General features: G+C 39.9%; 19 protein-coding genes and 1 pseudogene. 8 read left to right on the top strand and 12 right to left on the bottom strand.

Features of this window, described 5'->3' with window-relative positions; all coding sequences use genetic code 11:
• Window positions 1–67: 67 nt before the first annotated feature.
• Window positions 68–1,531 carry a carbon starvation protein A gene (locus H5158_RS03810; protein WP_149981813.1) on the bottom strand — a complete coding sequence of 488 codons (1,464 nt, stop codon included), beginning with the start codon at window positions 1,529–1,531 and terminating at the stop codon, window positions 68–70.
• 250 nt (window positions 1,532–1,781) lie between these two features.
• Window positions 1,782–4,283 (bottom strand): S8 family serine peptidase, encoded by a 2,502-nt coding sequence (locus H5158_RS03805; RefSeq protein WP_182739482.1) that lies wholly within the window; start codon window positions 4,281–4,283, stop codon window positions 1,782–1,784.
• Between the two features lie 591 nt (window positions 4,284–4,874).
• Here H5158_RS03805 and H5158_RS03800 point away from each other — a divergent pair.
• From H5158_RS03800 to H5158_RS03780, 5 genes are all read left to right on the top strand, one after another.
• Window positions 4,875–6,389 (top strand): curlin, encoded by a 1,515-nt coding sequence (locus tag H5158_RS03800; protein ID WP_182739481.1) that lies wholly within the window; start codon window positions 4,875–4,877, stop codon window positions 6,387–6,389.
• A 33-nt stretch (window positions 6,390–6,422) separates the two neighbouring features.
• Window positions 6,423–6,824 (top strand): curli production assembly/transport protein CsgE, encoded by a 402-nt coding sequence (locus H5158_RS03795; protein WP_182739480.1) that lies wholly within the window; start codon window positions 6,423–6,425, stop codon window positions 6,822–6,824.
• Entirely contained in the window at window positions 6,814–7,254 is a 441-nt protein-coding gene (locus H5158_RS03790) for a curli assembly protein CsgF (RefSeq protein WP_149981821.1), read from the top strand. Before H5158_RS03795 ends, H5158_RS03790 begins: the two co-directional genes overlap by 11 nt.
• The gene (locus tag H5158_RS03785) at window positions 7,255–8,028 is read left to right on the top strand and encodes a CsgG/HfaB family protein (protein ID WP_182739479.1); all 774 of its coding nucleotides are present in this window, start codon (window positions 7,255–7,257) and stop codon (window positions 8,026–8,028) included. It abuts the gene before it with no gap.
• Between the two features lie 97 nt (window positions 8,029–8,125).
• Complete coding sequence (locus H5158_RS03780; RefSeq protein WP_182717635.1) at window positions 8,126–8,503, top strand: DoxX-like family protein; 378 nt, start codon at window positions 8,126–8,128, stop codon at window positions 8,501–8,503.
• A gap of 310 nt (window positions 8,504–8,813) precedes the next feature.
• Here the strand turns inward: H5158_RS03780 and H5158_RS03775 are convergent, their stop codons facing one another.
• The 4 genes from H5158_RS03775 to H5158_RS03760 all read right to left on the bottom strand — a co-directional run bounded on the left by H5158_RS03775 (window position 8,814) and on the right by H5158_RS03760 (window position 13,552).
• Complete coding sequence (locus tag H5158_RS03775) at window positions 8,814–9,506, bottom strand: response regulator transcription factor (protein WP_182717650.1); 693 nt, start codon at window positions 9,504–9,506, stop codon at window positions 8,814–8,816.
• 193 nt (window positions 9,507–9,699) lie between these two features.
• Window positions 9,700–11,196 carry a trehalase family glycosidase gene (locus H5158_RS03770; protein ID WP_182717636.1) on the bottom strand — a complete coding sequence of 499 codons (1,497 nt, stop codon included), beginning with the start codon at window positions 11,194–11,196 and terminating at the stop codon, window positions 9,700–9,702.
• A complete protein-coding gene (locus H5158_RS03765) occupies window positions 11,193–12,443 on the bottom strand; it encodes a sugar MFS transporter (RefSeq protein ID WP_182717637.1) in 1,251 nt (416 codons plus the stop codon). The genes H5158_RS03770 and H5158_RS03765 overlap by 4 nt, the downstream gene beginning before the upstream one ends.
• Window positions 12,444–12,544: 101 nt before the next feature.
• Window positions 12,545–13,552, bottom strand: a complete 1,008-nt coding sequence (locus H5158_RS03760; RefSeq protein ID WP_182717638.1) for a LacI family DNA-binding transcriptional regulator — start codon at window positions 13,550–13,552, stop codon at window positions 12,545–12,547.
• A 256-nt stretch (window positions 13,553–13,808) separates the two neighbouring features.
• On the opposite strand from H5158_RS03760, the gene H5158_RS03755 reads away from it, so the two are divergent.
• Complete coding sequence (locus H5158_RS03755; protein ID WP_182739478.1) at window positions 13,809–16,079, top strand: TonB-dependent receptor; 2,271 nt, start codon at window positions 13,809–13,811, stop codon at window positions 16,077–16,079.
• A 57-nt stretch (window positions 16,080–16,136) separates the two neighbouring features.
• On the opposite strand, the gene H5158_RS03750 is transcribed toward H5158_RS03755, so the two are convergent.
• From H5158_RS03750 to H5158_RS03735, 4 genes are all read right to left on the bottom strand, one after another.
• Window positions 16,137–17,342, bottom strand: a complete 1,206-nt coding sequence (locus H5158_RS03750) for a sugar efflux transporter (protein ID WP_220491224.1) — start codon at window positions 17,340–17,342, stop codon at window positions 16,137–16,139.
• A 123-nt stretch (window positions 17,343–17,465) separates the two neighbouring features.
• Window positions 17,466–18,071 (bottom strand): GDSL-type esterase/lipase family protein, encoded by a 606-nt coding sequence (locus H5158_RS03745; RefSeq protein ID WP_182717639.1) that lies wholly within the window; start codon window positions 18,069–18,071, stop codon window positions 17,466–17,468.
• A gap of 1 nt (window position 18,072) precedes the next feature.
• Window positions 18,073–18,597 (bottom strand): DsrE family protein, encoded by a 525-nt coding sequence (locus H5158_RS03740; RefSeq protein ID WP_182717640.1) that lies wholly within the window; start codon window positions 18,595–18,597, stop codon window positions 18,073–18,075.
• A gap of 32 nt (window positions 18,598–18,629) precedes the next feature.
• A complete protein-coding gene (locus H5158_RS03735; RefSeq protein ID WP_182717641.1) occupies window positions 18,630–19,094 on the bottom strand; it encodes a flavodoxin family protein in 465 nt (154 codons plus the stop codon).
• A 97-nt stretch (window positions 19,095–19,191) separates the two neighbouring features.
• Here H5158_RS03735 and soxR point away from each other — a divergent pair, with 97 nt between their 5' ends.
• Both soxR and H5158_RS23730 read left to right on the top strand, forming a co-directional pair.
• Window positions 19,192–19,653, top strand: a complete 462-nt coding sequence (gene soxR, locus H5158_RS03730; protein WP_182717642.1) for a redox-sensitive transcriptional activator SoxR — start codon at window positions 19,192–19,194, stop codon at window positions 19,651–19,653.
• Between the two features lie 186 nt (window positions 19,654–19,839).
• A pseudogene (locus tag H5158_RS23730) lies at window positions 19,840–19,988 on the top strand (ISAs1 family transposase); the annotation flags it as partial.
• A 313-nt stretch (window positions 19,989–20,301) separates the two neighbouring features.
• On the opposite strand, the gene H5158_RS03725 reads toward H5158_RS23730, so the two are convergent.
• Both H5158_RS03725 and H5158_RS03720 read right to left on the bottom strand, forming a co-directional pair.
• Window positions 20,302–20,787: a hypothetical protein gene (locus H5158_RS03725; RefSeq protein ID WP_182717643.1), complete on the bottom strand. Its 486-nt coding sequence runs from the start codon at window positions 20,785–20,787 to the stop codon at window positions 20,302–20,304.
• 18 nt (window positions 20,788–20,805) lie between these two features.
• Window positions 20,806–21,312: hypothetical protein (locus H5158_RS03720; RefSeq protein WP_182739477.1), on the bottom strand; the 507-nt coding region annotated here is incomplete at its 5' end.

The raw sequence follows: 21,312 nt of genomic DNA, 5'->3' as shown, positions 1-21,312 counted from the left end.
CTTTAGAACTATAAAAAAAAGCGAGCTTTACAGCTCGCTTGTTACGTCATTAATACACTGCAGTGTATTAATTTACACGCACTTTATGTTTTGAATGTACTATAGCTAGTGCAATAAATCCTACCACAGCAACCACAACACCAATTGGTTTGCCCATATCACTTGATAAGTTAAGGCCAATTGCAGCGGTCATGATGTACGATAACGTAACGGCTGTAGCTATTACTGCAGGAATACTCGCAATCCAATGGAATGTTCCACGGTCAAATAAGTACTTAGTCGCAAGCCATAACACACTCGTAGAAAGCAGCATGTTTGAAAATGCGAAGTAGCGCCAAATAACAGAGAAATCGAGTTTTGTCATAAAGTATGCGATTGCTAAAATTGGCACCGCAAGCAATAAACGATTACGCAAACTTTGCGGAATATTAAACGCATCAACCACGGTTAAGCGCAGTGAACGAAACGCCGTATCACCTGAGGTAATTGGGAATACTGCTACTGCAATAATCGCCATAATTCCACCAAACACACCTAAATAACTGTTTGCTATATGATTAACCACTAAACCTGGGCCGCCTAAATCAAGCATTGCTTTTAAACCTGCATAGCCTTCTGGGAACGCAGCAATACCAGCCAGTGCCCATACACAACCAACAATACCTTCACACATCATTGCGCCGTAATAAACTGGACGAACGTATTTTTCGTTAGTTAGGCAACGTGCAATAATTGGTGCTTGCGTAGAGTGAAAACCACTAATCGCACCACAGGTTATGGTAATAAACAATAATGGCCAAGTAGGTAATCCATCTGGATTTGGAGTTAAAAAGTCGTGGGCATGATCAGCTTCAAAATACGCTAAAAAATCACCTGCTACTGGTAAATGCGGCGCATTAATTAACAGTGATACAGCAATTGCAACTGTCATCACAATCATTAATAAACCAAAAACAGGGTAAAATTTAGTAATGATTTTATCAATTGGCAGTAAAGTAGCTAAAAAATAATAGGCCAAAATTGCCAAAACCCAAAAGGTATTATTGGCAAATATAGTATCTTTAAATACGTCTAAGTTACTTAATAATCCAGCGGGGCTCATTATGAATACCACGCCGACAAAAAACAGTAACATCGCCGTAAATATTAACATAAAGCCTTTAAATACAACGTTATAATATTTACCTGCAATTTCTGGTAAGCTTTTGCCATCCTCTTTGATACTCATAACACCTGAGTAAAAGTCGTGTACAGCTCCACCTAATACATTACCGAGTACGATCCAGACCAAAGCAATTGGTCCATATAGAGCACCTAGAATAGGGCCAAATATTGGGCCTACCCCTGCAATATTTAAAAACTGAATTAAAAACGCACGAACAGGATGAATTGCAACATAGTCAACACCTTCGCTAAAGCGTTTTTGTGGTGTATCAATGGTGGCGTCCATACCAGCTTGTTTTTCTACAAAGGGACTGTAGAACTTGTAACCTAATATTAAAATAGTCAGGCAGATAAAAAAGATGATCATAAGCACGTTTCTCTTTTTGTATTTGTATTATAGAGCGCGTTGTCAGTCGCCCCGAATTTCAAACTATGGGTAATCGTTGAACGTTAGCAGAGCCTGTTAAAATCCACAATACGACTATCTGATAATATTATTAGATGTTTGAAGTGCCGAGTTTAACTATCAGGAACAATATAGTAGGCAATAAAAAAGCCTTGCAGGGGAACAGCAAGGCTTGGGACTTCACGGGGAATTATTTAAATGTTAAGTGCACTTATTCAAATGTCACTGTTACGATATTTGAACATACATCTGCTGTAACACAAACTTGGTAATCATAGGCTGGCAAAGTTGCATTACGTAAGAAGTCACGGTGACGGCCGTTATCAGTCGTTGTTCCTACAAGCTCACCATTACGATATACATTAAGTGACTGAGCACCCACTTGTTCCCAGCTAAGATCAACACGCATAGTATTAAGGCGTGTTTTATTGGCACGTACCAAACTCAACTCTATCTCAACATCACTCACAACCACGGTTTGCGTTGTTGTATCAGTATTGCCTTCGCTATCAGTAACCGTAAGACTAACGTCATAATTACCTGCTTGTGCATAGGTATGAGCGGGGCTTGCATCGGTTGACGTTGCACCATCACCAAAGTCCCAGCTCCACTGCGTGATATCATCATTTGCATCACGGCTGCTGTCTGTAAAGCTCACAGAAAGACCTTGTGCATCAAACTCAAAACCGGCCTCTGGTGGCTGCGGGCTGACTTCACCAATGGCACTAAATGTAAGTGACCAATTATTCAGCGTACCTGTATCTGCTGCATAGGTATCTTCAATATGTAATACCCAATCACCCGTTGCCACTTCACCATTAAAATCAGCTAAAGAGTAGCTTTGAACTATATCATCTGCGCTACCGCCTGATTGACTATGTAATGTAGAGCTTGTTCCGCTAGGCGAAGTTAACGTAACGATTAAATCACCAATGTAAGTATGTGAAATATCAATACTCGCTTGAGTTGCAAAAACAGTCAGTGGATCATTTACGGTGATCACAGAATCAACACCGTCAACATTGTTATCGGGGATTGCTACTGCGGTATCATTCGTATAGGTAAAATCATTTAAGCCAACAGGATCAACTAATAAGCTTACTGACTTCTGCTTAGCCAACTCGCCAGAAGATGCATTTACGCTAAAGTCATAGCGCCCCCATTGTGTTGACTCTTGAGTTGGCACACTAAGTATCACCACATCACCAGGCGTTGCAGTGTTTGCTGATAAACTAGCACCAGCTAAATCGCCAATTAATTCAAGATCTACAACCCCTTGCCACTGGGCAATTGAGCCAATTTCAAATGTATATGTTGCCGTTTCACCGGCAGTGATCTGCTGAGCTGTTGGTGTAACAGATAGTTTAAAGCTTGGTGTAGGGTCTGCCTGCTCAAGAGCTTGATTAGCGTTTAAGCGTTTGCCCGATACGGTCTTCCCTGCCAGTTGTGCATTATCATCGCCACTATCCATAAGCAGCTGTTTAAGCTCACTTGTTGATAAGTCAGGATTGAGTGATAGTACCAAAGCAGCGACACCCGCAACATGCGGTGTGGCCATTGATGTACCAGAGTAAGTGGCATAACCATTACCCGGTACGGTTGATAAAATAGCGCTCCCTGGTGCGGCTAAATCAACACTGGTTAAACCCCACTGTGAAAAGTCTGACATATTATCGTTACGATCAGTGCTGGCCACTGACAACACGCTTTCATGCTCATAATTGGATGGATAATGTGGATTTTGATCATTATCAACGGCGTCATTACCTGCAGCGGCAACAAATAAAATGTCAGCTTGTTCGCTGGCGGTTATCGCATCAGCAAGCGCTTGGCTAAAGCCACCACCGCCCCAACTATTATTTAGTACGCGAACATTTACACCCGCATTTTTCAGACTCACCATATAGTCAATACACTTAATAGCGTCGGATGTAGAGCCACTGCCTGATGCATCTAAGAACTTACAACCAACAATCGCCGCTTCATGATTAACACCCACAACACCATTATTGTTATTACCTGCAGCGCCGATTGTCCCTGAGACATGCGTACCGTGACCTTGGTCATCCATTGGGTCGCCAACATTTGTAATGGCATTAATACCATGCACGTCATCAATGTAGCCATTACCATCATTATCGATGCCATCGCCTGCGATTTCATTCGGGTTTATCCACATATTTGCCGTTAAATCACTATGACTGTGATCTACACCAGTATCGATAACGCCCACAACGACATCTTTACCACCTGTTGTAATTGACCATGCTTCGAGTGCATCTATATCCGCATCGGCCGTCCCACCAGATTGGCCTTCATTGTGTAATCCCCACAACTTTGAAAAATCAGGGTCATTGGGAGCCGTAGCAATATTCACGCGATAATCTGGCTCAACATATTCTACCGCTGCATGTGTTTGCAGTAATTTAATTGCTTGCTTGGTGCTCATGCCAGTTACTTCAAACTTAGCTAGACGACCAGATAAAATCGACGAATAGTTGTCATCAACACCATCTTTATTTAAATCACTTACTTTAGCTTTTACTAAACTGCGGGCTTGACTACGCATTGCCACAGAAGTGCCTTTTTTATACATAACGAGCAATGAGTCTTGAGAAGCTCGTGCTGAAGGATCTGCAGCAATGGTTGTTACTTGTGCTGCAGCTAAACATGGCAAAATAGCCAAGCTTAAAATAGATAATTTAGTTTTCATATTTTGTATCCATAGTTAGAAATATTAACTTAGCTTTGTTACTAAGTTTCGCTAACTTCACTACTTTTGAAATATCACTGGCAAGCACCATAAATGACAGAGAAAACCTAAACCAGACAAGAAAAATTCAATAAATTACTAAAAAACCAGTCTTTAACACTGTTTTTAACGGTCAATTTATTAACAACACAATCGTTTTTATGAGTAATTAGCGCTCAGTAGATGCCTTACTCGCCTCATCTTTTATTACCAGATTATTCAACATTCCAAGCTGATTACGGTGGAAAACAAGTAAGCAATTGAAAAGAAAGTAGATTAAAAATCATAAAAAGAGATGATTTCGAATATTACGTTTACACAATAAAGTTAACCGTCAATTGGTAGCAGTGCGTAAGTAAAAAAGCATTAATTGCATAAAACACAACACTGCATATCAATATAATTCTTCACTCACTTTTGTATGAGTGAGCTTTTTGCTCTTGATATCACAAAACTTAAATCGGCAAGGCATGCCGAACAAACTATGCAGAACATTAAGGTATCCACAACCCATTAATGACTGCTCTAATAATTATAAGTTAAGGAAAAATCATGAAGTTAAATAAATCTTTATTGACATGTGCAATCGCAGTTGCATTAAGTTCAAGCTTTGTTGCACACGCAAATATCGACGATAAAAACCAATCAACCTCTGTATTAGCAAGTCAAGTGTCAACTACTGCGGTAGGCAATGTCCTCACTATTGAACAAACATCATTGCAAGGTATGGGTAACGATGTAATGGTCACGCAACAAGGTGATGGCCTTGAAGCAAACGTAACAAGTTTAGGCGATAACAACAGCATTAATGTTGATCAAAAACAAATTCAAAACTTGTCTTTAACGTACGTAATAGGCGATAACAACACCCTAAGTCACAGCCAAGATGGTGAAGTTAATGGCGCTCTATCAGACATAACAGGCGATGATAACTCAGTCAATGTTGCGCAGTTTGGCACGGGCTTTTTTGGTATTAATAACGAAGCGATTAACGTAGTTCAAGGTGATGCTAACGACATTGCAGTTACTCAGCAAGATGGCGGCCATTGGTTTTATAATTTGGATTTGCAAGGTAATAGCAACAAAATTAGCGCATCTCAAGCAGGCCTTTTAAATGAAGCAACGCTGGCAACTATTAGTGGTGACGAAAACACCATTGAAGTTACTCAAAACGGCTTGTTTAACGCTTTTACACTTACTGAACTCGTTGGTAATACGAATGAAGTAGTAATAGCACAAGAAGGTAATTTCAACGGCGTTACGGTTGCTTCTGTTCGCGGCGATGAAAACAGCTTAGACATCGAACAAGCGGGTGATTCAAATACTGCGACTTTTGCAAGTGTTGAAGGAAACGAAAACACCCTATCAATCGACCAAGAAGGTAATACCAATACCTTCACATCTGAGTTATTTGCCGGTAATGACAATCAAGTTTCGGTTGATCAACAACAAGATAATAATCAAGTTGGGGCTGATGTATTAGGTGATAACAATGAACTCACTGTTATGCAAAATGGCTCAATGAACGAGACCTACTTGGGCACAATTGGCGCTGACAATGAATTCTCAAGCGTTCAAATTGGTAACGAAAACAGCGCTCACATCGCTAATTTTAATGGTCAAGGCAACGACGTTGATTTAGCTCAAGCCGGTGACATGAATACCGCTTTAATTCAATCTTCGTACCCTGACACATCGCTTACTTCAAACGATAATGACATTAATATCAGTCAATTAGGCAGCACAAATGAAGCAACATTAACCTTTGCAAGTGTGCTAAATAGTAATAACAATAGCGTTGATTTTAGCCAAAGTGGCGATCTGAATGCGATTGATTTAGTTATGGAAGGCAGCAACCATTCTATTGATATTTCGCAGCAAGGCGATATGAATATGGTAGCAGGTATCGATACGGGTGCATTTATCGTTGGTGGTGACAACATCAACTTCACAGTCACACAAGTAGGCAATGGCAACTTAGTTGAAGGTGCTATTACCGCTTCTAACACTTCAGTCGTGATCACCCAAGTGGGCGATTACAACACAGCAACTGTGAGCCAAGAATAAGGATATTGGGGGGCACGTCCCCCCATATTAAACATGACATTAGTTAGAACGCTTATTACCGCGCTAAGCCTGCTTTTTTTAACTACCTTTAGCCACTTATCTCAAGGCGCTGACGAATTAGAAATAGATGGCCTAGTGCTCGATCGCAGCATTAGTCGCTTTGGTCACCAGTTTTATTTTGAATTTTCAAACCTTTGGCGCGACCTACCCTCAACCGCTGGTTTTAATATAGAAATAAAAGAGACCGTACTTCCTCGGGCTGGCACAAAACTGACCTTAGTAATGAATAATCAAATTGTATATGTAACCTATTTAGGGCGTCGCTTGGAGCCTATTGATGAGCGTGTAAAACACGCTTTATACAGTGTTATGGATGCGATGGCGCGCTCTAATTTACATAAAGCTTCGCCCGATATGGCAAAAAATGGATGGTAAAATGGCCCCCTACTCAAGAAAATATATAACAACAATTATAATGATATTACTCCCCTTATCTGTATCTGCAACAGAGCTTGTGTATACCCCCATTAATCCAAGTTTCGGAGGTAGTCCACTCAATGCCAGTATGCTATTAAATAAAGCGCAAGCGCAAAATAAACATAAAGCACCAATAATTGAACAAAGCTACGCTGAGAAATTTCAAGATTCTCTAGAACGTACCTACTTAAACCGCATGGTAAGAGAGATCACTGATATTGCCTTTGGTGAAGATATAGATGAAAGTATTTTTAACCAAGATTCAATTTTTTTAAGTGGTGATTACGAAATTCAAGTGATCACCAGTACCGTAGATTCAATTACAGTACGAATAACCAACACCACTGACAACAGTGTCGTGGTCATTGAAGTACCGAGGTTTAGCTAAATGAAAGCGCTATTTATTGCAGTACTTACCCTGGCATTATCCGCATGCAGTAGCATGGGCAATTTGATCCCACCTTCGCAACAGTTGGCCGCAAGTTTAACCCCCACTGAAACCTTTAAAGCACTTCAACAGTTACCAACACCTGCTGGCAGTATCGCCGTATCGGTATATTCTTTTCGTGATCAAACGGGGCAATATAAACCGCAAGGCAATGTTAGTTCATTTTCAACCGCCGTCACTCAAGGGGCTAATTCCATCTTAATACAAGCGCTGCACGAATCTGATTGGTTTATTCCGGTTGAACGTGAAGGTTTGCAAAATATTCTGACTGAAAGAAAAATTATTCGTGCCGCCCAAGCCGAACAGCCAGATGCTGTTGAATTACCACCACTGACCACCGCTAAAATCATTTTAGAAGGCGGTATAATTAGCTACGACACCAATGTAAAAACCGGTGGTTTTGGCATGGAATATTTTGGCATCGGCGCGTCAGAACTCTACCGCGAAGATGCAATCTCGATTTACTTACGTGCCGTAGACGTGCGTACTGGGCAAGTATTATTGTCCGTAGCCACCAGCAAAAAAGTGCTCAGCCAAGAAATGCGCGCAGGGTTTTTCCGTTATGTTAGTTATAAACGTTTAGCCGAAGCCGAAGCGGGTTTTAGTGATAACGAACCGATGAGCATTTGCGTAACCCAAGCAATTGAAAAAGCCCTCAGTGATCTAGTCATCAAAGGCATAGATAAAGGCATATGGGCAACAAAGCGTAGTTAATTAAACACTTAACATGATTGCTTTGGTAAATAGTTAATTCATTTACTAAGGCCACATGCTAATCTCTAAAATTAATCTTGCTTGAAAAGGAAGCTGTATGTCATCAGTCCAAATTGCCCGATATATCATTAGTTTTAGCTGGTTATACCACGGCATATTTCCAAAACTTGTGCATATTGCCCCGCTTGAAAAACTAATAACTGCAAGCCTTGGCTTTTCAGAATCGATGTCTTATTTAGTCACTAAATCGGCGGGGGTGGGCGAGGTCGCCTTCGCTATACTGCTATTTATATATTATCAATCTAAAATAATCATTGTTTTAAATATCATTGCATTAGTTGGGTTACTATTCTTTGTTGCTGCGCTACAACCACAACTTTTAGTTGAAGCATTTAACCCCGTGACTACAAACTTGCCAATTATTGGCCTAAGCTTAGTACTATTAAATAGCCTAAAAGCTCAGCCCAATAACTAAGTTGGGAAAATAATCTCAATGGTAATTACCGATTGAGTGCTATATAAAACAAAGGTTATACGTGCTCTGAGATCTGTTTGGCTAAAGCTGCAAACTCACTGTCGTCGGCTCTTTCACAATCGTGAGATGATAAATTTCAAAAACATACCTGTTCGCCCCACTCCCTCTAGCGCAGAGTCAAAAGTGCCAAGGCTCATCATCTTCCCAAACAGGATGATAAGGTGCTTTACCTGAAACAATATCACAAAATATGCAGTTACTAATGGTCCAGCCTACTGATTATAATTGGGCGTATATAATGGTTGATCTGTTAGTCATGCAACGGCAACCGTACCGCCATATAGCGCTGTGCCCAATTAGATAACTCAATACGATTTCGTGAATTGGTTTTTTTAAATGCGCTATAAAGGTGTGTTTTTACGGTGTGATCACTGATATTTAACCGCTCTGCGATACTATGATTATTCGCCCCTTGTGCGAGTAAATGGATCACTGACTTTTCACGTTTGGTTAGATTTGCTAGTGCTTCATGTTCACTATCAGCATCGTAGTTAGAATGTGGCTCAAAACGACTTACCATGGCGAGCACTTCATTAAATGTAGAAGAAATAATCTTGCGACTGAACCAGAGTTCATCATTAATGATCCGCATTAATCCGGTAAATACGTCTTCAGGAAGATCATTGTTATAAAAAACTCCCTTAAAGTTATTAAGTAATAAGTTTTTTTCACAAATAGCGTCAGAATGCGCATTAAACACAATTACAGGTTTCACTTTGGCTAAGGCTAATAAGTCTGCTGGTATTAAATTTTGCCAATTGCAGCCGCTGCTATCAATTAAGAAAAGATCAAACTCATTACGGTTGTCATTATGGGGGAGACTGTCGTCCATTTTTACTTTACTAAAAAATGCATCTAGCGTTTTAATTAAGTATGGATAACACTGTGAACGAACTGGCATTTTAAATACGGTTTTGATAAATACGGAGGTTGGTTGAATCATTGCATCTCGTCCTTGAAACATTTCGTTCACAATACCTAAAACAACTCCAATGTTCAACCTATTTCACTCAAATCTATTGATTTATAAAGAGAATAAAAATTCTAGACGTCTAGATACTTGACTGCCAAGCAGTTTAAAAGTCAACCCTTTTAATTATAAAATCTATTTAAATCAACCCTTTGTTACTAACTTGTTACTTTATTAAATGATAAAATCGAGAAGTAACTCCATTGGTCCAACCAAAGCCTTGCTGCACTTTGTACTCGCCACCTCCAGCTCTATTTTCAGGCTCATAAACATTGTATTTTTCGAGTAGACAGTGGTCGGTTTTAAAACTGTTTTCTATCATCTGTAACCAATTGCTCATTATGATGTTTGCATCTGCAACAAAGCCATACTGGTGAAATCCGTGTACAGCAAACCACTGCAGTGGTGCCCAACCATTAGGGCTATCCCATTGCTGGGAAGTCTCATTGAGGGTTGTTACTAATCCGCCTGGTTTTAAAAAGTCACTCATAAGCTTATTTTTAACCAACACCGCCTGCTCTTCGCTGGCACAATTGACAAATAATGGGACGGTGGCGGCAAGCGACAGCACTGTAGATTGTTGCTGGCTTTGATAATTAAAATCAACAAAAAACCCCATATCAGTACTGAATAAATACTGATTAATTGCCGCACGTCTTTGAGCTGCTTGTTGCTCAAAATACTGTTGCTTATTTGTATTGTTTAATACCGCAAAATAATGACCCAGCTGTTTTTCAAGGTAATAAAGTAAACTATTGAGGTCCACAGGAATGATATCTGTGGTTTGAATACTGGTAAGCTTATTATTACCCAGCCAGCGACTACTAAAATCCCAACCAGACTCGCACGCAGCTCTAATATTTCTATAGTAATTAGCTCTTTGCTGTTCAGGAAGTAATGAGGCATCATGCAAATCTTCACGCAGTGATTCTGGCCGTGGTGTTGCTTGATCATCCCAATAACGGTTAAGTAATGCACCATTTGCCATTTTTACTACACGCTTATGGCTTGATATTTGCTCACTCAGTAGCTCTGCCCCCTGCATCCAAAATGTATATTCTTGCTCAAGGGCAACAACGCAATCAGTTAACCATGCAAAGTCACTATTTTTACAGTATTTTGCTTGCCAAATTAAATCAACCATCAGCGCTAGAATAGGAGGCTGCGAGCGAGAACTATAGTAACTGCGGTTGCCATTGGGAATACAACCATTACGATTTTGCAGATCAATAAAATTAGCAAGCATGGCTTCGATACTGTCTATATCGCCAATATCTTGCAAACCTAACGCAGTAAAATAACTATCCCAATAATATATTTCTTGAAAGCGCCCACCCGGTACTATGTAGCTGTGTTTAAGTGGTAATAAAGAGCTGGCTTTAGCTGTGTCTGCATTGCGATGCAAATACGGCCATAAATTAGCAATATAGCTTTGCACACTATCGCTGCTGCTTTGCTGAGTTGGGAGCTGTGTTGATTCAAACGTAAAATGCTGTGCTACAAATTCTGTTAACTGTGGTGTAGTAAGTGGTTTAACGCGTAAGTAAAGGTCGCATGCTAACTGCCAACTATCATTAGCAATCGCATCAGCAAAAGTTTTACTGTCACTAAATATAGCCGCCAGTTGCACATCTAAAAATAATTGGCTATTTACAAAGTTCATATCGTTCCTTTTTCTGGCACTGCGCCTAAGTTTACTGTCATTTTTTTAAATAAAGTTACACTGATCAACAACAAGCTAATTGGGATCAAGGTAAGATAAAAGGCATGTTGGCCACTAAATTTATCAAAGATGAAGCCGGTAATTACTGAACCAGTGGTGCCGCCTAATGCTGAAAAAACCACGATAAGTCCGGTCATAGCTGCCTGCTGGTGAGCGGCTAACGCACTGAGCATCACAGAGTTAAGTAATGGGTAAAGAGGAGCCATAAAAAAGCCAATGAGCGGCAGCATGTATGCTGCAAAAGGCACATCAAATACACTCGTTACTTGGCTGCCATCAATTTCATGAGTCAGCGGTAAAACTAGTAGCACCAGCACGGCCATAGCAACCAAGCAACTTAACAACAAACTATACCAGCCAATAACGCGTAATATCTGCCCCGCCACTAGTCTACCTAGCGCCAGTGCTGCGGCAAACACACTGGCCAATTGAATACTAATATCAACTGGCAGCTTAAGTACTTGATTATTAAAAGTAGGTAACCAAGTCCCTACCCCTTGCTCAATCAACACATATAAAAATGCACTGATAATAAATATAACCACTAGAGGTTTATAAGTGAGTGTTAGCATGTCAATAAAAGCAGCTAATTGACTGGTACGTAATGTTGCTTTTTGAGGTGCTTTTATTGGCGCTATAAGCACTGTAATAAAAGCCATACCCGCTAACAAAGCCAGCAAATAATACACGTTCAACCATGCTGTATTTTGCGCATTACTACTATCAATAAACCATGAGAACACCCAATAGCCAGATAACACCCCAAGCATAAAAATACCTTCAATGGTGTTAAGCAATGCTGAGTGCTGATTGGCGTTATCAGTGACTTGGCCAATAACCGAGTAAACGGATACTTTCATAATCGCGAAACTGCAACCGATCACAGCAAACAATACTTTGAACGCATAAAACTGTGCAATTGAGGGCATTAACAAGCACATTAAGGCAACCAACCCCAACGCTACAAGCATGGCCAGTTTATAGCCAAGTCGTGGAATAAATGATGCAACAATAAAAGAAACTATTGCTATGGTAAGGTCTTTATAGCCTTCTAAAACAGAAGCTTGCGTTTTTGTTATGTCAAAACTATTGATGGCTTGTAAAATTACGGTGCCAACACTATTGAGTAAAATAGCGAACACGAAATAGCTACACGCCAACGCTATGGTTATTCTTATTGGGTTCATACACGTTAACCTGATGTTGATTTCTTTTAGCATAGTGTAGCGCAAAATAAAATGCAAACGTTTGCATTTTATTTCTAAATTGAGTTAACTCACCCTACAGTTTATCCTTTGCTAGATTGACGATTAATTAATTCTATTTCAACAACTTGCGATTCAGCTGACTGGCCTTGTAACTGCGCTAATAATTTTTCAACCAGTAATACTGAGGCTCGCTGAGTGTTTTGTTTAATGCTCGAAAGTGATGGGTGACTCACATCTGCCATGGCAATATCATCAAAACCAACTAACGTAACATCGTTAGGAATACTGATATAGCGCTCTTTTAACGCTTTCATAGCGCCTAGTGCCACCATATCGCTGCACGCCATAATGCCGTCGAAACATAAACCTTTCGCGACTAGTAATTGGTTGATCCCGTGGTATGCTGCGCTACTAGTAATATCGATAGACACTACGTGTGCTATAGCGTTAGCCGTATTTAGAGCCGCTAAATAGCCACGGTAACGTTCGCCAATTTCAGCATGTCCTGGGTCTCCCAAAAATACAATATTTTTAGCGCCACCTGCTAATAAGTGTTCAGTAGCAAGACGACCCCCAACAAAGTTATCACTGCCTACAATGGGATAATTACTGGGAGTTTTTGGGTCACCCCAAACAACTAAGGGCACGCCTGCATTAGCGGCGGCTTCAATGTTTGCCGGATCTTTGCCTTGCCCAACCACAATAATGCCATCAGCCCGACGGCTATTGATAAAGTAATTAGCCCAGTCATCACCGGCCATAAATGAGTTTGAGAGTAGAAGTTCTAGCCCTTGTTTATTCAACGCGAGGTTTATCTCTCCGACTACCTTAAGCAAAAAAGGGTCGTTAATTGATTGCTCAGTGCCACTGTCGAAATTTATGATCACTGCTACAACATTGGTTTTTTGTGAGCGAAGGCGGCTCGCAGCCGTATTTAAACTGAAGTTATGTTGCTTTGCTAACTGCTTTAATTTATCTCTAGTTTCTTTTTTTATCAATGGGTTATCATTTAACGCACGAGAAACAGTCGAGGTTGATACTCCAGCAAGCTTGGCTAGATCCGCTAACTTTAGTTGTTTGTTATTCATTGCTAAGTACGAAGCCTTCCTTAAATCGTGAAGTTGCAATATACCATCATTATTAAAATTAGGCTGCGCCAAGGCCTAAATTTAGTCATAAACATAACCGTGTATAAAAATAATACAGAAAGTTAAAAAAATAATTGCAAACGTTTGCATAAAGTTCTAAGGTTTAAAAGAACACAGCATTAACATTTCATTAAATTAGTTAGTGCTTTGTTATTTATAGTTTTTTAAATAACGAACAAAAAATGGGAATACCAACATGACAACAACACACACACCAAGCAAACTTGCTTGCGCTATTATTTTAGCGCTATCCAGTCAAACCGTGCTTGCAGATCAACCAGCAACAAGCGCGCAAACAACCACAGATAAAAAAGTTGAACGCATTGTGGTTTCTGGTACACCTGCAGGTATGGGCGTTCGTAAAATTGATGCCAGCTATGCTGTGACAAATATTGATGCTGAGCAAATAATTAAACTATCACCAAAAAGTACTGCGGACTTATTTAAAGCAGTTCCCGGTGTGTGGGTTGAAAGCTCGGGTGGTGAATCTGGCGCTAATGTATTTGTTCGTGGTTTTCCTGGTGGTGGTGATGCGCCATTTTTAACCCTAAGCCTTGAAGGTTCTCCTATTTACCCAGCACCAACATTATCGTTTTTAGAAAACTCATCATTATTTAGAATCGACGAAACCATTGAAACCATGGAAGCATTACGTGGTGGTCCAAACCCAGTGGTTTCTAACGGCCAACCGGGCTTAACAACCAACTTTCGTTTAAAGCGTGGCAGCGAAGATACTCAAGGCTTATTTAAATACACCACCTCTGATTACGATTTGCAACGTGTTGATGCTGTTTTAAGTGGCGAAATCAGCGACGACCTATATTTTATGGTAGGCGGCTATGTAAAAAGCTCACCAGGTATTCGTGATGCAGGCTTTACCTCTGAGAAAGGCAGCCAGTTTACGGTTAATATCACCAAAGAACTCGAAAACGGTGAAATGAATTTCTACACTCGCCAAACAGACGATCATGGCGCATGGTACTTACCAACACCACTCAATGTTAATGGCATTGATGCTGAATATACCCAACTTGGCACACTAAACCGCCAAGCGACCATTTATACCGGGCCAAATAATGACGCGCACCAAGTTGATATTGGCGATGGCCGCGGTTGGAATGGCCATGTATCTGGCGGTAGTATTAAACTTGAATTTGACAATCGCTGGAGTTTTTCAGACCGCTTTAATATCACCAAAGGCGATGCTAATACACTTGGTTTAGTGCCCGCAGGCTCCGCAACAACACTAGGTGAAGTGGCTGATAATGGTCAGTCTGCAACAGGCGCCGCGACAGGCACAGCTTATGACAGTGATACACCCGTACAACAAGTGGGTCGTTGGGTGGTACTCAAAGAAATTAGTTCATTTACTAATGATTTAGCATTTTCAAAGCAATTTGAAGACCTATCTGTTGCTGTCGGCTATTACACTGCAAGCACCTCTGCCAACGACTGGTGGAGCTTAGGCAATACGGCCTATCATGTTCTTGAAGCGGGTGGTGAAATGCTCAATGATATTACTTGTAATGAAAGCGCCGAAGGCTGTGACTTTAACTACGACATTAATTCATCAGGTGATGCACGCACTAATGCTTTTTATACCACGGCACAGTACAAGCTAAGCCAAGATCTCACTCTTGACGGTGGACTACGTTATGAAAGCCATGATGTACAGTACAGTGTTGATGAAGGCCTTGACGGTATTATCAATAAAACCGTTGATTACGATGAGAGTAAAACCTCATGGACAACCGGTTTAAACTATTCAATTAATGATGACATGGGCGTATTTGCTCGTGTTAACCGTGGTTATAAAATGCCATACTTCGATGATTTTAGAGATAACTACGTCGCATACCACCAAGACGGCGAGAAACTCATTAAAGAAGTCACTCAAGCTGAACTTGGCTATAAACTGATCACTCAAAGCACTGACTTTTTTGCCACTTTATTTACCAACGAAGTCAAAGGCGATACCTTTGTAAGTCGCCCAGACGTGCCCGCTGAAATCTTAACCAACGAAGCGTATGGTGTTGAACTTGATTACAACTTTAATCATGAATCTGGCTTTTCTGTTAATTTAAATACTACATTACAACAAACAGAAATCACGAAAAGTCCAAAAAATAAAGGCAAAGAAGCACAGCGCCAACCTAAATGGCAAGTACGTGTAACACCAAGCTATGACTTTGAAGTAGACGGCATGTACGCCACACTCTATGGTACTTTGTCAGCAGTGGATGACCGCTTTGGTAATAATGAAAACACCGTGACACTTGATGGCTACGAAAAAGTTGACTTAGGTTTTATCCTTGAGCCAATGGAAGGGATCAAACTGCAATTAGCAATTGATAACTTAACCAACGAGCAAGGTATTACCGAAGGCGACCCACGTAATGCTGACGCCCCCAATGGCCGTTACATTATGCCTCGTACAACACGCTTAAGCGTAAGCTACGAATTCTAACCCTCATCTCTCTGGATCAATACCCAAAGCCGTGGTGGTTAATACACTGCGGCTTTTTTAAATCACGTTTTGAACAAAAAGCTGCTCTTGCGACTCGCTCTCTTGGCGCTTTAAATAACTAAATATTATTAAAAAAGTCATAGCAATGCTTGCCGCAATAAGCGAGCCTAGCGTGGCAAAACGAAAACTAAACCACTGTGCAATTAAACCGGTACTGGCAGTGCCAAGCATGACCCCTACTTTAATGGCATTGCCATAAAAAGCAGAGGTAAAACCAATTCGTGATGGTAGCTGCTCTTGTAAAATAGTCAGGCCGATACCCGCAAAGATCCCATAAAAAATAGCATTTACACCTTGCAGTACAAAGAATTGCCATACTTGATCGGCAAAAAATACGCCAATATAGAACAAAATAGCGCAACTAAAAGCAAAACCTAACAAGCCTGTTTTAGTGATGCGTTTACTGAGCTTTGCGCTATACAACATCACAGGGATCTCGATTAATGCCACCATGCCCATAAATATTCCAGGTATATTATTAGCAAAGCCCAGTTCATTTATTGTATAAAGCGGTAAGGCACTGGCGTACATAATATTGCCAATTGAACCAAAGGTTATAGCAGCCCCTAAGGCCCAAAATGATTGATTGATCGGCTGATTTGGCTCAGCTTTCTTAGCTCTGTCGTTAGCATTAACACTGGGCAAAAACTTCATTGCAAAAATTAATGCCAACAACGCAAACGTAGCTGCGGTATAAAATGAGCGACTAAAGGCAACTCCTGATGCAAGTAAATAGCCAAGCGGCGGGCCTGCGACCCATGCAAATGAAATTGCCGCTCTAAGGCGAGTATTAAACTGGGTGATATCAATATGATCTTGCTCATCAGCCCACTGGCGAGCAATAGTCATAACTTGCGGTATCGCGGCATTGCCCATTGAAAGCAAGAGTACTCCGGCAGCAAATACCTGCCAAAAAGACGTTGCGTTAGCGAATATGATTAACGCCATCCCCATGCCAGAGACCGCAATCATAAACATCTTTTTAGCGCTCACGCCCTTATCGGCCAATCCACCTAACCATTGGCTAAAAAGAATGCCCATCAAAGTGACACCTGTAGTGTACACACCCAAATATATAGGTGGACTTTGTAAGCCTTCAACAATAAACAAACTCATTAGTGGATTAACAAATGCGCCTATTAAGCCCGTTAATAAGCTTAACAAGATAAATACCACACCATATTGTTTGAATATCGACTTCAAAAAACACCATACAGACACTAAAAATAAGCCGCGCATTATACGCGGCTTTAAGTAATATTAAAATACAAAGCGGGTTGTTTAATAATCACGATATACTCTCTATAGTTGATGAGCAAAACCTTCTCATTGTGTCAATAAGCTAACTAAGTGCTCAGCAAGTAAGCTATGTGTAGCTGGTGCTAAGTGAATCCCTTCATCAGAACATGGATTTACTTGCGAATAAGCATCTAAAAAATTACATCGATGCAATTTTGTAACGTCAGCAAAGTGTTGTGCTAACTGTTGTGATTTAATTTCAGCACCAGCATAAATACGTTGATATTGATTAACTTCATAAACTTTAGGCGGGCTAATAATAATACGTTTTGGTAAAGTGGTATTACTATAAAAGTTATCTATCTCAAGCAGTAACTGATTTAAGCCCAGCGAAATTTGCTCTGGTGTTAAGTCAAAGCGCGCTTTTAAATCATTAGTACCGAGTTGAATAATAACAACATCAACAGTATGTGCTTCCAAATACGGTTTTAAATACTTAATGCCCGATTTGTCGCCCATAAACGGGGGATTATTGACTAAAGTACGATTAGGCTCCCCGGCTTCAATCACTTCAAAGCCTGTGCCCAACAGCTGCTTTAATAAAGTAGGCCAGCGTTCAGTTTCGCTCAGCCGTTTCCCATCAACAGGAGAAATACCAAAGGTATTAGAGTCGCCAAAACACAAAATATTCATTTTAAAATGGATTCAGCGTGTAGCCTTGTTGCTGTAACTGCGCATGAGCGGTCATTGCAGAAAGCGCCATTTTCACCCCTGGGATAAGCTGCTCTGCTGCTACCTTCATATGCATTGCCGACTGCCCGCACACATACACAACCGTGTTATTAGCAAGTAGCTGGGTGATCAAAGACTGGTTTTTATTATCAACATCAAAGCGGCTTTTATAAACGCTGTTTTCCAGCACATCAACACTCGCGCTACCGTGTACAACGAGAGCTAGCTGGATGTTTTCCGGCTTTACCCCATGGGCAACATGCATATTGATAAAGCGCGCTAACGAATTAATATGATTATTTTGCGCGCCTTTTTCAGCGCCATCTCCTACATCAAAGGCAATTTTAAACTGCGCTTGGCTTAAGTCTGATACTTGAGCTGGTACATTGTAAAAATAACCAAAGTCATTGATAACAGGAGTTGGCTCAGCAGCGATCGTTGTTAAGCTAGTTGCAAGAAGGCCAAAGCCTAAAAGTGAAGTTTTCATAAATCATCCTTTTTTGTTTAGCCTACCCGTATTTAACCAGCCTGTACATGTGAATGAGCTTTAAAAGTCATTCCTAAATAATTAAAGGTTTGTTTAAACATGTCTATAAAGGCGTCTGGCGCAGAGGGAGATGAGGCATTAGACAATAGTGAAAACTGTTTTTGACGTAAAGTTCTAAGCTTCGGTTTTAACGCCTCGTCATCCATGTAATCTGTGATCCTATCCATAAATGCTTTCATTTGTGGCGTGGTGTTATACCAGTACACAGGCGATGCGAACACCCAATGTTCGTAGCGAAGTAACACTTCAAACAAATTATAAAAATCATCATTGTGATACTGCTTATCGTAGCGATAAGGTGAAATAACATAATCATCTAAGCAAAAAACAATGCCGCTTTGTTGCTTACTATAGGCATTAACTTGCGCCGTAGTATTACCGTTTTTACGGCCACTTGAATAAATAATAGCGGTGTTATGCATTGATTTTTCTTGCATTTTATTTCTCCTTTTTTATGGTTGCAAAGAGCATAAAACCTCAAGTAAGATTGAGGTCAACCTTAAAAATTGATTTTTAATAAAAAAGAAGAAAACTATGACCGATCAACAAAAAAAACTTGTTGAAGCTAATTTAACTGTGGGCTTTGTAGCTAAACGCAGCGGCGTAAAAGTCTCCGCACTACACTTTTACGAAACCAAAGGCTTGATCCGCAGCTGGCGGAACAACGGCAACCAACGCCGTTATAAGCCTGATGTACTGCGCCGTGTGGCGGTCATCAAAGCAGCGCAAGCAATGGGCATTACTCTTGAAGAAATCAAACAAACCCTCGCCACTTTACCTGATAAACGTACCCCCACTAAAGAAGATTGGTCAACATTATCAAAAAACTGGCAAGCACAACTTGATGAACGTATTGCTTTTATGCAGCGCCTACGCGACAGAGTCGACGGCTGCATCGGCTGCGGTTGCCTGTCAATGACAAAGTGCCCGATTTACAATAAAGACGATTACTTAGGCGATACCCAAAGTGGTGCAGTGCTATTAGTAAATGATTAATCTAAAACCTCATACAATTTGCAGCTAAATACACAGAGCAACAAATTATAAGCGCTAAAACATAAGAATTTTTCGATTTTAAATTAACAGTAATCAATCAGATAGATGTGATGTGCTTTATATAGTTAGCGCATTTGCATGAGAAAGTAGCGTCATTTTGGCAAAACCCCCTGTTGATAAAAATAGAATGAAATAACATCGTTACCGAAACGCCTTGTATTACTAGAGATAAAAAGTGCTTAGTAACGATTGATACAATGGATGTCAAAAACCAATTGCAGAAAAAATAGTTAGTAAAGAAGCCAATTACTTACTTGCAGTGAAAGCGAACCATAAAGAGCTACTGTCGCAAATAGAAGACGCTCAATTGCTTGAGATAACACAACAAGCGTATGAAGGAGTTTTGTTTAATGAAGCCGATTATCCAAGAAATAGAGAAGAAATTAGGTGCTCTGCAGTTAACTATAACGTAAATGATTTATCAAAAACGATACACTGGGAAGGCATAAAACAGTGGGTTTATTGTCTCTTTTAGAACAGAATAAGGCAATGTAAGCAATGAGGTTTTATAGTGTTTAAACAGGTAAAAATAAGGTTAGTAATGATCTATGTGTAACATTAACATAAATCATTACTGTAATTTATAAATTAATAAAGTGCTTTAATTTTCTTAGCAAAATCAGAAGCATTACGAGACATTTTATGTCCAGTCTCAACAGTTAAAGCGTTATCTGCTAATGAGAACTCACTTGCAGAGTCTGAAAAGTCATCTTTAGCTGTAACATTTATTTTAGTTAACTTAGCAATCTCTTCTTTATAATCCACATCATCTTTACAAATTGCAGAAAGAGCCTCAAGTGTTGCAACAGTTCTTTGGCCTGAATGAGCAATAACCCACTGGCTTTGATAATTATCTTTAGCTAATTTATCTTTATTCGCGGCGATCATTTTTTTATAATCTTCCCAATCGACTTTTACATCTAGTGAAGCATTACCACAAGCCGCTTTAACTTTATCAACCTCTGCTGAAATACTAGCATCAGCTGCTCTAATAGCCTTTTTGTCTTTAATAGATGCATATGAAGCTGTACTAAATAACGTAATAATAATACCCGCTAAAATTTTATGTTTCATTTTCTTTCCTTGTAGTGATTAAAATATATCGTAAATTAGTTTATAACTGGTTTCTGGCAAATTAGTAACATCATCACCAATTTCAATAATCAGCACACTGTTTGACATTTTTGCTTGATGCTTATCTGCTACAACAGATGGAATAAGCTGAATTTTTTCTATCCCTTGTACAGCCTCCAAATAATCGTGGTCGATGGTACAAATATTTTCTAATGCATTCATATAAGCCGATAATTTAGCAGGACTAGTTTTTAGTTTTTGAGATTCAAACTGTCGCCAATCTATATCGATTTCAATATTCGTTTCACATGTTGTAGAAAATGAACTAACTGATTTTTCAATAAGTTTTTTGGCAGCAATTTTACTAACAACATTTAATTGCCTTACTTGATATTGCTCTTTGACTTTATTAACTTTTACAATATCTGCCAAGCCGGAATAAATAACTTTTGTAACTGTATCATTATCGAGATATACACTTGAATAAGAAACTAATGTTCCTGAACGAACAGTTTTATGACCTTC

This window comes from Pseudoalteromonas sp. SR45-6, assembly GCF_014163545.1.
GTDB classification, from domain to species: Bacteria; Pseudomonadota; Gammaproteobacteria; order Enterobacterales; family Alteromonadaceae; genus Pseudoalteromonas; species Pseudoalteromonas rhizosphaerae.
Note: the sequence above shows the minus strand (reverse complement) of the source record. Positions and strands in the feature narration are given on the sequence as shown.